Origin of the sequence: Lactiplantibacillus nangangensis (genome assembly GCF_005405065.1) — a bacterium.
GTDB classification, from domain to species: Bacteria; Bacillota; Bacilli; order Lactobacillales; family Lactobacillaceae; genus Lactiplantibacillus; species Lactiplantibacillus nangangensis.
Genome location: NZ_BJDI01000008.1, coordinates 114,001 through 127,756 on the forward strand (window position 1 = coordinate 114,001; position 13,756 = coordinate 127,756).

The following is a 13,756-nucleotide window of genomic DNA, read 5'->3' on the forward strand; positions in this document are numbered from 1 at the left end:
ACTACTGCTAGGCTTAAGCCACCGCATCGCGTCGATGTCACAAAAAAAACGCTGAGCAGTCATCACGACTCACCCAGCGTCTATCTCAATTAAGCCGTCGTTAACGACGTGACAAAGTCTTCATACGCCGCTTGTTCACCAGTAATGGTGGCTGAAGCTTGTGTAAAGTCAGCAGCCAACGCATCGGTTAATGGGAGGCTCACGATTTTAACAAACGTGGCATTCCCAATTAATTCCATCCAATATTCTTCATCTGCACCTTGATGGACGACCGTTTTGACCATCCCACCAGGATTAGTGACCTGAATTTCTTGATTAAAATCAGTGCTCTCTTGATGTAACAAAACGTACATCAATGAAGAAGCCGACATGGCCGTTCCACAGGCATTGGTAAACCCAACCCCGCGTTCAAAAGTCCGGACAAAAATTGAATTTTGGCCTAAGACTTCAACAAAGCTCACGTTGACGCCATCTGGGAAAATCGTATTTTTGCCATCATTCAGCCATTCGCCAATGCGACCCAATTCATCCCCAACGAGGGTGGCATGGTCAACAAAAGCAATCAAATGTGGATTAGGGACGGCAACTGCAGAAAACTTCAACTCACTTTTAAGTTCAGGAATCGTTTCATTGATAATCGTTTGGGCCTCATGGTTAGCATGCATCCCAAGCGTTTTCGCATCAAATGACACTGGTGAGATTTCAACGCTGTAAGCTGGGACTTGCTTAGCAAAGTCAGCAACTGCTTGAACCTTCAAATCAGCATACATCGTTTCGACCCGGAAATTATCGGCATCATTTTGCGTACCAAGATAGCGGGCAACGGTCCGTAACCCATTCCCACACATGCTAGCTTCTGTACCATCTGCGTTAATGACCCGCATCCGGCCCAAGACATGCGCATGTTCCGATTTATCGACAACCAGCACCCCATCAGCGCCTTCGTATAAGCCGGCACCATCACGCTTACAAATATTAATTGCCAACTGCTTTAAGCCCTTATCTGTGAGCGGCTCTGGAAATTGCGTTTGGTCCAATAAGTAAAAATCATTACCGGAACCATGCACCTTGATCATTTTCACTGCCATCAGCATCCTATCTATTTAATCAACTCGGTTTTAGTTACTTCACCATCATACTGACTTTTACAAGATATTTCAATTCCAAAGAACCAAAAAATTTATGTTGGCGCCTTCAAACAAAAAAAACGAGTTGACCAGCAGTTTCCTGCCAATCACCTCGTCTAAATTTCTAACGTTAACTTAAGCTTCCAAACCAGTTGCGACTGATTCTGGATAGTTCGTCCGCACAATATCTGCACAACGGGCACAAAGCATTGGATAAGCAGTATCACTGCCGACATCCGTCTTAGTCATCCGACAACGGGAACAAACTTCACCGTCAGCATGGCTAACTTTAATCGCTTCATGGTCACCAAAAGTTTCCGCATCGGCTGGTGCCTCAGCTAAATCATGTAAATCAAGTGCTGAAACCATCAACATTTCACGAACGTTGGTGTTCAGACTGTCAAGCAATGACTTAGTTTCCGCATCGACGTACAAGTCCAAGTGAGCTTCCAATGATTTCCCAATCAATTTAGCATCCCGGGCTTCTTCTAACGCCTTCAAAACATCACTCCGCAAGTCCATAAACTTGTGCCAGTTGGCGTTGAGCTCGTCAGCGTTCGCATAATTTTGAACGGTTGGCATTTCAGCCAATTGGACGAATTCTTCTGGTTCCTTCAGGAATGGCCAAATTTCTTCCGTCGTATGTGGCAACATTGGCGTAAAGAGCTTCGTCATCGCAACCAAGACATCATAGAAGACCGTTTGCATTGACCGCCGTGAATGACTGTCTTCAGCATCGATATACATGATATCTTTGGCGATATCCAAGTAGAAGTTCGATAAATCGACCGTCAAGAAGTTCAACAATTTCTTGTAAATATCCAAGAAGTCATAGTGGTCATAATGGTCTTTGACTTCGGCGACAAAATCGTTCAAACGAACCGCCATGTACTGGTCTACCGTGGCCAAGTCGTCAAAGGCGACCCGGTTTTCTTTTGGATCGTAATCCGTCGTATTGGCTAACAAGAAACGCATCGTATTCCGGAACTTCTTGTAACCATCAGCGACTTGCTTAAAGCTTTCCATTGAAACACGCACATCAGAACTCGTATCCACTGAAGAGACCCACAAGCGGACGATTTCAGCCCCCATTTGCTTGATGACTTCAGCTGGTGCAATCGTGTTACCCAATGATTTACTCATCTTACGACCTTGATTATCCAAGGTAAAGCCTTGAGACAAGACTTGCTTGTATGGGGCATGACCAGAAACCGCCACACTGGTAATCAAACTTGAGTTGAACCAGCCACGATATTGGTCAGACCCCTCCAAGTATAAGTCAGCTGGGTAGTCCAAGTAATCACGTTCAGCCAAGACGCCTTGATGTGACGAACCAGAATCGAACCACACATCCATGATGTCTTCTTCTTTAGTGAATTGGCCATGTGGTGAGTGTTCATTTGTATAACCATCTGGTAACAAGTCTTTGGCCTCGCGTTCAAACCAAACATTTGATCCGTATTGACCAATCAAGTCCGCGACATGATCGATCGTTTCTGGTTCCATGATGGCCGTGCCATCTTCGGCGTAGAAGATTGGTAGCGGTACACCCCAGACCCGTTGCCGTGAAATGACCCAGTCACCGCGGTCACGAATCATGTTGTAAAGTCGTTTTTGACCCCAATCAGGGAAGAATTGCACGTCATCAATGGCGTGTAAAATTTCATCCCGCATGTCGCCAACGGAGGCAAACCATTGTGGTGTTGCCCGGAAGATGATTGGTTTCTTAGTCCGCCAGTCAAATGGATAGCTATGTTCGTATGGCATGTAATCCAATAACAAGCCAGCTGCCTTTAATTTGTCCAAGGCGATTTGGTTGGCATCGTCATAGAAGACACCGGCAAAATCGGGACCGGCTTCTTCAGTCAAGACCCCTTGGTTGTTCACTGGCGCAAACACAGGTAAGTCATACTTCATCCCGATACGGTAGTCATCTTCCCCATAACCAGGCGCCGTATGCACGAGCCCAGTCCCAGCGTCGAGTGTGACAAAGTCGCCTAACATCGTGACTAATTTCCGACTGGCATCAAATGGGTGTTCACAAATGACCCGGTCTAAATCGGCCCCTTTGACCGTTTTAACGACTTTGACATCTTCCCAACCGAAACGCTTAGCATTTTCATCAACTAATTCGGCTGCGATCACATACTTGTGATCATCACCACTGTGTTGAACGACGGCGTAGTCGAAACTAGCATCGATCGTGATCCCTTCAGAAGCTGGAATCGTCCAAGGCGTCGTGGTCCAGACGACCATATACGTGTCATCGTCCAAGACACCCTTACCATCAATGACTTTTTCGCCATAAAATGCGGATGGTGACGTCACATCATGATATTCAACTTCGGCTTCAGCCAAAGCAGATTCGGAAGACCATGACCAATAAACCGGCTTCTTACCACGATAGATCAAGTGACGTTTGGCAAATGCGCCAAATACCCGAATTTGAGCAGCTTCGAATTCTGGCTTTAAGGTCAAGTATGGGTTATCCCATTCACCAGCAACTCCGAGCCGTTTGAATTCATCACGTTGGCGATCAACCTGCTTCAAGGCATATTCGCGACAAAGTTCACGGAACGCATTGGTGCTCATCTTTTTACGGTCATAGCCCGCTTGTTGTAACTTTTGTTCGATTGGTAGCCCATGAGTATCCCAACCAGGCACATAAGGGGCGCGGAAGCCGTTCATTGATTTATAACGAACGATAAAATCTTTTGTAATCTTGTTCAACGCGTGACCCATATGAATATCACCGTTGGCGTATGGGGGGCCATCATGCAAAATGAAAGTTGGTTTCCCTTCATTTAGCTTTTGTCGTTGTTCATAAACTTTGTTTTCCGCCCAAACGTTTTCACGTTCGAGTTCTTTAACTGGTAAGTTACCACGCATTTTAAACTTGGTTTTACCGAGGTTAAGCGTTTCTTTAACGCGCATTTGACCACTCCTTAATATTTTTTAGACTATCTAGGTTGATTGACTTTGATGCGGTGATCGATTGCCGCCTGCCGGTTGGGGCGCGCAAGGCTGGAACGTTGCCGGCCATTTTCGAGCCAAAAAGCGATCTCGAAAAGTGGCCTTACCCTAACTGCCGTAACCCACGTCAGTAAGGGTAATTTGGCGGCTGAGCCTTGCGCACCCCAACCTCTCGGATAAATTTATCACCATTCTACCAGCGAGCGTCAAGTGATTAATCAACTGAGATTGACCAATTAAAAATTCGAACTGCGTCTTAGATTATTGCCAGGCATTCTCAGCCAATATCATTTTAAAATTATCGGTCTTAATGCTGAAATAATCCAGACGCTTATTTAATTGACACAATCTCAGTTGATTAGTCCCCCAACAGGTTCTAGTAAAGTGATGTCACTTAGCCGTAAGGTTGGTCCGGCTGAGGCTCAGTGGTGAAATTTCACTTGGCGAGGGTTGTTGCCTCGCCTAGTGAAAGGCCAAGCTTTGAGACGTGGTTTTCGGCTCAAAGTTGTGCCCACCACGTTCCAGCCTCAGCCGGAGCAACCGGTCGGCGGCAATCAGACACGATCTTGGATCTAACACCAATCAAACAAAATAGCCTTAAATTACCAAATCAATTCCACAATTTTGGATACAAAAAAACTCCGTCCGGCAAGGGACGAAGTTATCGTGGTACCACCCAATTTTAGAATTGTTTAGATTCTCTCATAGCATGGTTAACGGTCATGAACCGGCCGACCTTACTGATTTCAGGCCGACATTCGGAGATGATCTGCAACTTCGTGAGGGACGACCGGTTCACACTTTATCCGGCTCTCTGTGCGTATCACTAAGTTGTTTGCTGTTCTCCTCAAAATGTTAATAAAATTTAACTGTACTGTTGATTTTAGTCGACTTACTTCGCAGAGTCAACATCATCATCAGGGAAAATAACGACCGTTTGCTGTTGTGCTTGGTCACCGCCGTCGGCAACTGGGGTTTCACCAGTGGCTGCGTCGGTAATTTCAACGGTTGCTTCTGAGTTTACGCTCGCATTAGCCCCGTTGTCAAGGTTATCATCCTTCAAAACATGTTGAATTTCGGAGTAAGTTGACGTATCAGTTTCACTTAATAGTTGGTCCCAGTCTTTGCTCTTAACAACTTCCAATTGTGATTCTAACATCACTTGGAGGCGTTGGCGGAAGACCCGCGTTTGTTTCTTCAAATCATCCGTTTCAACGGATAACCGTTTAGCCTTTTGTGAAGCTTCATCGATCATTTGGTTCGACTTATCCGTGGCTTCACTGACAATGTCAGAAGCTTGCTTTTGAGCTTCACGGGTAATGATGTCTGCTTCTTTCTTTGAATTCGTCTTCACTTTATCAGCGGCTTCTTGAGCAACTAAGATCGATTGGTTCAAAGAATCCTTCAGTTCGTTGAAGTATTTGAGCTTGCCTTCACTAGCGTCTAAACGTTCCTGGAGGTCCTTATTTTGCTTCAAGGTAATTTGATAATCCTTGATAATTTGTTCAAGAAAATCATTTACCTCGTCAATATTGTAACCACGGAGTTTCGTGGAAAACTCTTTGTTATGAATGTCATCAGGACTTAACACCATACTAAATTTCCTCCAATACCTATTTACTATGAATAATATTTAAAGTAATTCGTAGCCGCGACTTTTTAGTCTCACCGCCGATTTCAGTCAACCGGACTCGACCATAATGCGTCACACTCAACATATCCAACAAAGCAATCTCGTAATCGGCCTTGGGTAAATCTGCCCAGTTTAAACGCACATGGGCCGCTTCGACCAATTCTTTCGCATGATGCCGTGACAGGTTGAAAGCTGCCTTGATCACACTATCTGCTCGTAGTGAGCTGACAGTGGTCGTCATGGCTTCCCAATCGTTCTCTGGATCAATGGCATTTGCCAGTGGTACATCGGTCAAATGAATCTTGGTCTTCCCAAAATGATCTATCTGATCACTGAAGTAAGTGGCCATTTCACTTTCACAGTAAAACTGCCAATCCTCACCATCCGACACAATATCACCAAAGACATCACGTTCGACACCCGAATTTGCCAACGTCCCAAGGATTTGTCCATGCTTGAGGGTCGCAAACTTTACAGGATAAACAATGTTGAATAACGTAATTTGGAAATCAGCTGGTTGAGGGTCGTAATAGTCCGGATAAAATAAGATCCGTTGTAATTCCGCCCCCGGATACCCACCTGAGGCCCGCATATGGACTTCATCAAGTTGGTTCACTAAAGTTTGTGCAATGTAGACTTGCCGCGGATTTAAAAACGCGGTTAAAATCGGTCGATACTGATCTGCTGCTTCGCGCAACCAACCAGTGACCTGTTCAATAAATGGGGCTTCACTATCGCGAAAATGTTGTTTTAAATTATCATTCACGATACTATCCTCGTTTGTTTAAAATTAAAAACTAATTAGTGATAATAAGTAGACTAGACCGCGTTCAGCGAATTGTAGCACTAACAGCGCGACGATTGGCGAAAAGTCTAGCCCAGCAATCGACGGAATGAACCGCCGAAAAACACTTAGAAATGGGTCACAAATCTGCCCCAAGAAACGACCAAGGCCAGTATTATAAGCGCCTGGGAACCAGGACATTAGAATAAAGACAATAATCGCTAGGGTATACAGTTGAAACAAGCCATCAATAATTGTAAGTATCAGTGCCATCACTCCTTAACTTATAGACTGTTGGGATTTACTTGCGCGGTGGTACTCCCAGAAACTTCGTAGTTTTCAGGAATACAGAGAAAAATCTCATCACCAATGCGTTCGATCTCGCCATTAATGGCATAAACCGTTCCAGTCAGGAAATCGACAATTCGACGGGCCATCGCATCATCAACGTGATCGAAGTTAATAATCACCGCTTGATTTTTCAACAATTGAGCGGCAATTTCTTTCACGTCTGAATAAATGCGGGGTTCAAACAACGCAATTTTGCTGTTCACTGATTTACCGCCCTGCATTGGCACGATTTTTGGTGACGTTGCGTTGGTCCCAGTAGTCGTTGTCGGCGTGGTCCGGTTCGGTTGAGGTACGTTAGCAGTTTCATCATAGTCTGCCTCATCACCAACACCAAAAAAGTTACTAAAACTAAAACGTCCGGCCATAGTCATCGCTTCCCTTCAACGAACTTATTTACGACGCCGTTTGAAGAATGGCGGCGTATCTAATGAATCACCATTATCGCTATCATCATTTTTGTCAGTCTGAGTATTGTCATTAAAGACATCAAAGTCCGTCTTTTCAACATTCTTAAACTCAGCATTGTTTTGGCTGGCTGGCCGAGAACTGTTAGGTTCGCGGCGAATATCCCAGTTACCAAATGGATCGTTATTTTGGGTCGTTTGGTTGTTCACATTTACGGTGTTGTCAGTCTTTGGTTGACTGTCCGCTGGTGTATCAAACATGCCACCGCGTTGTTGTGCCTTTTCGCTACGCGTGTGGACACTACCCGTGTTGATTTCTTTTTGTTTCTGGTCGATCCCAGTGGCAATCACAGTCACTCGAACTTCATCGCCCAAGCTTTCGTCGATCGATGTCCCAAAGATGATGTTAACATCCGTTGTCGCTGCTTGTGAAACGATGTCAGAAGCCGCTTGTGCTTCATACAAGGACATGTCAGGACCACCCGTGATGTTTAATAAGACTTGTTCAGCCCCATCGATGGAAACTTCCAACAATGGTGATGAAATGGCTTGCTTCGTCGCATCAGCAGTCCGGTTTTCACCGCTAGCTGACCCGATTCCCATCAAAGCAGAACCTTGATCTTGCATGACCGTCTTAACATCCGCAAAGTCCAAGTTGACGTAACCAGGTGACGTAATCAAGTCAGAGATTCCTTGAACCCCTTGACGTAACACATTATCGGCTTCTTGGAAGGCTTCCATCATTGGCGTTTTCTTGTCAACGATTTCCAGCAAACGGTTATTGGCAATAATGATCAACGTATCCACGTTGTCTTTCATCTGAGCGATGCCTTCAGCGGCATTGCGTGCCCGCTTTGGTCCTTCAAAGGTAAATGGTCGAGTGACGACCCCCACCGTTAAGGCACCAGAATCTTTCGCAATTTTAGCCACTTCTGGTGCGGCACCGTTCCCGGTACCACCACCCATTCCGGCTGTAACGAAGACCATATCAGCACCCGTTAAGGCTTCGGTAATGGCTTCTTCACTTTCTTGCGCCGCTTTGGCACCGACATCCGGATTAGAACCGGCCCCTAAACCACGGGTCAACTTCGGTCCGAGTTGAATTTTAGTTTCGGCATTAGAACTTTGTAACGCTTGCACATCCGTGTTAGCGACAATAAATTCAACGCCTTTCACGTCTTCGGCAATCATCCGGTTAACGGCGTTACCACCACCGCCACCGACACCGATGACTTTAATCATCGCCCCTGAATTCTGGGTTGCATCTAAAGAAAATTCCATAATTTTTCCTCCGTCATTCCTATCCTATTTAATCGAAAAAGTGATTGAAGAAACCTTTGACCCGTTCAAAACCACTCTCACGATCGGGATCCTGCTGCTTGGCAGGTTTTGATTTACTAGTTGTTTTAATTGGTTGACTCGGCTGCGCAGTCATTGGCTGACTCGTCGGGGTCTCTGGTGCAAATTCGACGGCAACACTTGCCCGAGTATCACCAGTTAACGCACTCTTGACGAGTAACGCCACTTCACTTAAGGCCGCTTGATATTTGATGACGGCCAAGGCCTCATCAAATGACGGATGTCTTAAGCCCATTTGGCTCGGAGTGAAGACGCGAACATTGGTCCCAAATAAGTCGCTGGCTAAATCAGTGATACCTGGTAACGCCGCAACGCCACCAGTTAACACGATACCACCAGGTAATTCTAACGCCTGAATCTCATCCAAATGTTGCTTAACTTTACCGAAGACTTGATCCAAACGTGCTTCAATAATTTCCGCAAGATACTGGCTGCTGATTTGAGTTGGGGTACTTTGACCAACTACGTCAACTGGAAAGACTTCATCATCTGAAGCCTGTTGCGCATCCGCATAACCATAATCGCGCTTCAATTTTTCAGCATTTTCAATCGAGGTGTTCAAAACCACGGAAATGTCTTTCGTGATATACTGACCACCTTCTTGGTCAACATAAGTATACTTCAATTGATGATCATGGATGACTGCAGCAGTCGTTTGACCACCGCCCATGTCAACAATGATTGAACCAAAATCTTGTTCACCATCATTGAGTACTAATGAACTCAATGCTAAGGGGGCGATCACGATCTGTTCAATTTGCAACCCCGCCTTTTCAATGGCTTTACGGGTATTATGAATAATGGTCTTAGGCCCAGTGAACAAAGTGCCGTGCATTTCTAAGCGCACGCCGACCATGCCACGCGGATCTTTAATCCCATCAAAACCGTCGACCACAAATTCGTCGGGAATGACGTCGAGAACTTCCCGTTCTGGTGGCATACTCTGCACTAAGGCAGCCGTTGCGACTTTTTGGACGTCCTCATTATTAATTTCTTTTGATTCATCGGCGACCGCGATCATGCCACGGCAACGCTCGATTTTTACCAAGTTAGCGGGCACACCCGCAATAACTTTTTTTATTTCGATACTTGCTTTTTCTTCTGCTTGGCGTACCGCTGATTGAATCGCGGTGGCCGCTTTGTCAATATCGACAATTACGCCACGACTCAGACCATTAGAACGTTCGCTTCCCACACCAATAACGTTCATTTGTCCCTTCACACGTTCAGCAACAATGACTTTTATTGAGGTGGTCCCTATATCAAGTCCGACATAAATTCCTGAATTATCCATAATAGAGGAACCTCCTAGTAATTACATAAATACATAAATATCCAAAGTTTTGGCTAACATATCCAATTATCCCTTAGTTTACCATATCCTAAGCGCTTTTAAAAAGGGGCTCGCTCGCTTTTCAGTCAATTTGATGACTTTTTAAACGAATACGAATAAGCACCCACTTCCAAGTTGATAATTCCCGGTGCTTTCATCTTGGCAACGATGCCAGAATAGTACTGCATCTTGCTGGCAAAAGTCGAAATCGTGGCATAAACTTCATTGCCGTCATTCATATACAAGTGAACCCGTTCAGGATTAGCTTTGTTCGGATCAAACTTGATTTCCGAGATATTATGCTTAACCGCCGCTGGCAATTTGGCATACTGGGCAATCATCAGTTGTAAACGTGACCCACTCTTAAAACTGGCATAAATTGGGTAGCCACCACCAGGCTGTGATTGCGATTTTGACATGATCAGACCGTTTTCTAAGACTCGTCGATACTGACCACCTATCACTAAGTACCCGGCTAACCGAATTTCGGTAACTTTCAAAGTCACGTGATTCCAATTACTTAAAGTTGTCTTAACTTGACCGACTTGCGGATTCGCCTTGCGCGCCAAGCGACTCGTCGTTTTATCTTGACCGATCACGGCCCAGACCGACTGACCGACCTTGACTTGGGTCGCAGTTCGAACTTGGGCGGCGGTTAACTTTTCGGTCCCCGTCACCCGCACCTGTGCAATGTGGCTCAATGGCGAGATGAAGTAGCTCGCCCCAGCAATTCCCAACAAAAACAGGCCGATTAATAATCCAGCCCGTCTCGTCATTAACTTGCGCCGTTGCGTCTTTAGTTTCGGCAGCTTATCACCAATTCGAATCTGTTTACCGGACCAGCTAAAGTGCCGCTTGCGTTCGGCTTTTTGATTTTCATCAGCCTGACGTTGAAATCTTTCCCAGGGGGTGAGTTGGTCAAGCTGGGCTTTCTTTTTTGGCCGGCGTTTAAATATGGCCATCACAACCACCCTTTCACTGTAAAACTAGCCTAATGGGCTTGCATTGCCGCTTTCAAAACGTTCAACAACCGATCCGCAGCATCCGGCATCCCTAGCCGTTTAGCATTCGCTGCCATCTTTTGACGGCCAGTAGCATCGAGCATCAAGCCATCAACAGCTTTGACCAAACTCTGACCTGTTAAGTCCGCTTCTTTAATCAAATCCGCGGCCCCTTCGTCAACTAGACTCTGGGCATTCTTAGTTTGATGATCATTAGTGACATACGGACTTGGCACTAAAATTGATGGAATCCCTAATGCCGTAATTTCCGCGATGCTGGTGGCACCCGCCCGTCCCAAAATCGTGTCGATTTCTGGTAAAATGGCCGGCATATTTTTGATGTACGGTTTAATTTTAACATTCGGTGCTAAAGCTGTCTTACCGAGACCATCCATAATTTTGTCGTAGTGAACTTGTCCCGTTACAAACAAGGTCTGATAGTCACGCCGATTTAATTCGGGAATTGCCTCAACCGTCGCTTGATTGATGCGGGCCGCCCCACGACTGCCCCCAAAAATTAAGACCGTTGGTTGATCATCTTCAAGGCCTAACGCCTTCAAGGCCGCGGTCTTCTTGATGTTGACTACTTGTTGGGCCCGTGGGTTCCCCGTCATAACGACTTTTTTAGCTGGAAATTGATCCCGGGCACTTTCAAATGAAATCCCAATTTTGTCCACGAAGTGACTCAAGAACTTATTGGTGACCCCAACGACGGAATTCTGTTCATGAATCACGGTTGGAATGTGCATTTGACTCGCTGCAAACACAACTGCGCCACTCACATACCCCCCGGTCCCGACGACCACGTCTGGTTTAAAGGCTTTAATATACTTACGCGCCGTTCCAACACTCTTCAAAAAGAGCCAGACCGTTTTAAAGTTTTGCAGTGACAATGACCGTTTAAACCCTTGGATTTTGATCGTCTTGAACGCGATGCCCCGTTCAGGGACAATGCGGCTTTCAAGGCCACGATGTGTTCCCACATACAAGACTTCTGCTTGGGGGTCATGGGCTTTTAACGCTTCAATCAAAGCTAAGGCCGGATAGATGTGACCACCAGTCCCACCGCCGGATATCATTAATCGCATTACTTTTCTTCCGCCTTTCCAGTTACTTTTTCAATGGCCTTAATATAACGGTCGCCTCGAATTTCGAAGTTTGGATATTGATCCCAACTGGCACAGGCTGGTGATAACATGATGACATCACCAGGAGCACTCAATTTCCAAGCAACGGGAACCGCTGTTTCACAATTTTCACTAAATTCAATCTTTTCAATACCGGCGAGCTTCCCAGCATCCGCCACTTTTTGTGCAGTTTCACCAAAGACGATCATCGCTTTAACGTGGTCTTTCAAGGCTGGGGCTAACTTTTCAAAGGTATTACCGCGATCCAGCCCGCCAGCTAACAATACAACTGGTTGACTGAACCCTTTTAAAGCCATTTCAGTCGCCACAATATTCGTCGCTTTAGAATCATTGTAGAATAACCGACCTTCAGCCGTTTCCACGTATTGTGTCCGGTGCCGTACACCAGAGAATGTCTTCAAGACTTGGACGATACCAGCAGTTGGCACTTGTTGCAACTTAGCCACAGCGATCGCAGCCAACGCATTCTCAACGTTATGGTCGCCAGGAATCTTGATATCTTTGGCCGCCATGATCAACTCATCTTGATAATAGAGCTGACCATCCTTTTCGTAGGCGCCGGCTTCAGAGTTACCTTGCCGTGAAAATGGGACAACCTGGGCGTGCGACTGTTTACTCAACTCCCGCCATTCTTCACTATCCCAGTTGACCACAAAATAGTCGTCAGGCGTCTGGTTCATCGTAATCCGCATCTTGGCTTTAACGTAGTTAGCCCGTGACCCATGATAATCCAAATGCGTTGAATAAATATTGGTCAAAACGGCGATATGCGGATGCAAGGTTTGAATCCCACATAACATGAAACTGGAGAGTTCCGTGACCATTGTATCTTCTGGCAAAGCCTTTTGAGCGACTGCTGAAGCCGGCACACCAATGTTACCAGCCACATAGGCTTTACCCGCATTCGTTCGATGATTGAGCATCAACGAAATCAAGGTTGTTGTCGTGGTCTTCCCATTTGTCCCGGTAACGCCAATCAGCTCACCTTCAAGAATTTGTGAAGCCAATTCAACTTCCGTAATCACTGGAATATGCTTCTTCAATGCACCAGCGACAATCGGATTAGTATAAGGAATCCCAGGATTTTTAACGACGACTTTGAAATCTTCGTCCAATAACGACAGTGGATGCCCACCCGTGATAACTTTGATGCCATCACTGAGTAATTCTTGCGCATCGGGGTTATTATCAAAATCCTTTTTATCATTAACTGTGACAAAAGCGCCTAATTTATGCAGTAAACGCGCTGCATTCATCCCACTTTTGGCTAACCCTAATACCAATACCTTTTGGTTACGATACTGTTCAACCGACTTCATCATCCAAGATCTCCCTAAATTTGTTTATTAATACTTTAATTTTTGTTTCATAAGTTAGTGTTAGCTTGCCGCCTGCCGGTTGGGTCACAAAACGCTGGAACGCTGCCGACCATTTTCGAGCCAAAAACCGGTCTCGAAAACTGGTCTTTTGCTAATTGCCGTAACCCACGCCAATAAGCAAAATTTGGCGGCTGAGCGTTTTGTGACCCAACCTCTCGGCTAAAATACCATTAGACCCACAGTAGAAGCTACCTAAACCCTTCATGGCATAGTGATTAACTAATCAATTGGCCTAAAATTGCCATTGATAGCAGTACCAGCAAT

General features: G+C 45.6%; 11 protein-coding genes and 1 other annotated feature. All 11 genes read right to left on the reverse strand.

Annotated features, from left to right (window positions below):
- Nucleotides 1-89: 89 nt before the first annotated feature.
- The 11 genes from dapF to murD all read right to left on the reverse strand — a co-directional run bounded on the left by dapF (nucleotide 90) and on the right by murD (nucleotide 13,432).
- Nucleotides 90-1,088, reverse strand: a complete 999-nt coding sequence (dapF, locus tag FFM70_RS08225) for a diaminopimelate epimerase (protein WP_137616368.1) — start codon at nucleotides 1,086-1,088, stop codon at nucleotides 90-92.
- Nucleotides 1,089-1,262: 174 nt separating this feature from the next.
- Nucleotides 1,263-4,061 carry an isoleucine--tRNA ligase gene (gene ileS / locus FFM70_RS08230; RefSeq protein ID WP_137616369.1) on the reverse strand — a complete coding sequence of 933 codons (2,799 nt, stop codon included), beginning with the start codon at nucleotides 4,059-4,061 and terminating at the stop codon, nucleotides 1,263-1,265.
- 687 nt (nucleotides 4,062-4,748) lie between these two features.
- Nucleotides 4,749-4,960, reverse strand: a binding site (T-box leader).
- A 32-nt stretch (nucleotides 4,961-4,992) separates the two neighbouring features.
- Nucleotides 4,993-5,694 (reverse strand): DivIVA domain-containing protein, encoded by a 702-nt coding sequence (locus FFM70_RS08235; RefSeq protein ID WP_137616370.1) that lies wholly within the window; start codon nucleotides 5,692-5,694, stop codon nucleotides 4,993-4,995.
- A gap of 19 nt (nucleotides 5,695-5,713) precedes the next feature.
- Nucleotides 5,714-6,499, reverse strand: a complete 786-nt coding sequence (locus FFM70_RS08240) for a YlmH family RNA-binding protein (protein WP_137616371.1) — start codon at nucleotides 6,497-6,499, stop codon at nucleotides 5,714-5,716.
- 24 nt (nucleotides 6,500-6,523) lie between these two features.
- The gene (locus FFM70_RS08245; RefSeq protein ID WP_137616372.1) at nucleotides 6,524-6,790 is read right to left on the reverse strand and encodes a YggT family protein; all 267 of its coding nucleotides are present in this window, start codon (nucleotides 6,788-6,790) and stop codon (nucleotides 6,524-6,526) included.
- A gap of 11 nt (nucleotides 6,791-6,801) precedes the next feature.
- A complete protein-coding gene (locus FFM70_RS08250) occupies nucleotides 6,802-7,233 on the reverse strand; it encodes a cell division protein SepF (protein ID WP_137616373.1) in 432 nt (143 codons plus the stop codon).
- A 24-nt stretch (nucleotides 7,234-7,257) separates the two neighbouring features.
- Nucleotides 7,258-8,553 carry a cell division protein FtsZ gene (gene ftsZ, locus FFM70_RS08255; RefSeq protein ID WP_137616374.1) on the reverse strand — a complete coding sequence of 432 codons (1,296 nt, stop codon included), beginning with the start codon at nucleotides 8,551-8,553 and terminating at the stop codon, nucleotides 7,258-7,260.
- A 28-nt stretch (nucleotides 8,554-8,581) separates the two neighbouring features.
- Nucleotides 8,582-9,925 carry a cell division protein FtsA gene (ftsA, locus tag FFM70_RS08260; RefSeq protein ID WP_137616375.1) on the reverse strand — a complete coding sequence of 448 codons (1,344 nt, stop codon included), beginning with the start codon at nucleotides 9,923-9,925 and terminating at the stop codon, nucleotides 8,582-8,584.
- A gap of 125 nt (nucleotides 9,926-10,050) precedes the next feature.
- Entirely contained in the window at nucleotides 10,051-10,926 is an 876-nt protein-coding gene (locus FFM70_RS08265) for a cell division protein FtsQ/DivIB (protein WP_137616376.1), read from the reverse strand.
- A gap of 29 nt (nucleotides 10,927-10,955) precedes the next feature.
- Complete coding sequence (murG, locus tag FFM70_RS08270; RefSeq protein ID WP_137616377.1) at nucleotides 10,956-12,053, reverse strand: undecaprenyldiphospho-muramoylpentapeptide beta-N-acetylglucosaminyltransferase; 1,098 nt, start codon at nucleotides 12,051-12,053, stop codon at nucleotides 10,956-10,958.
- Nucleotides 12,053-13,432, reverse strand: a complete 1,380-nt coding sequence (gene murD, locus FFM70_RS08275; RefSeq protein ID WP_137616411.1) for a UDP-N-acetylmuramoyl-L-alanine--D-glutamate ligase — start codon at nucleotides 13,430-13,432, stop codon at nucleotides 12,053-12,055. Before murD ends, murG begins: the two co-directional genes overlap by 1 nt.
- Nucleotides 13,433-13,756: the final 324 nt, after the last annotated feature.

What these genes read in the sequence shown, in the direction of transcription:
- FFM70_RS08250 (WP_137616373.1), bottom strand. Translation starts at nt 7,233, where the DNA reads ATGGCCGGACGTTTTAGTTTTAGTAACTTTTTTGGTGTTGGTGATGAG.
- murD (WP_137616411.1), bottom strand. Translation starts at nt 13,432, where the DNA reads ATGAAGTCGGTTGAACAGTATCGTAACCAAAAGGTATTGGTATTAGGG.
- FFM70_RS08265 (WP_137616376.1), bottom strand. Translation starts at nt 10,926, where the DNA reads ATGGCCATATTTAAACGCCGGCCAAAAAAGAAAGCCCAGCTTGACCAA.
- ileS (WP_137616369.1), bottom strand. Translation starts at nt 4,061, where the DNA reads ATGCGCGTTAAAGAAACGCTTAACCTCGGTAAAACCAAGTTTAAAATG.
- FFM70_RS08235 (WP_137616370.1), bottom strand. Translation starts at nt 5,694, where the DNA reads ATGGTGTTAAGTCCTGATGACATTCATAACAAAGAGTTTTCCACGAAA.
- FFM70_RS08245 (WP_137616372.1), bottom strand. Translation starts at nt 6,790, where the DNA reads ATGGCACTGATACTTACAATTATTGATGGCTTGTTTCAACTGTATACC.
- murG (WP_137616377.1), bottom strand. Translation starts at nt 12,053, where the DNA reads ATGCGATTAATGATATCCGGCGGTGGGACTGGTGGTCACATCTATCCG.
- dapF (WP_137616368.1), bottom strand. Translation starts at nt 1,088, where the DNA reads ATGGCAGTGAAAATGATCAAGGTGCATGGTTCCGGTAATGATTTTTAC.
- ftsZ (WP_137616374.1), bottom strand. Translation starts at nt 8,553, where the DNA reads ATGGAATTTTCTTTAGATGCAACCCAGAATTCAGGGGCGATGATTAAA.
- ftsA (WP_137616375.1), bottom strand. Translation starts at nt 9,925, where the DNA reads ATGGATAATTCAGGAATTTATGTCGGACTTGATATAGGGACCACCTCA.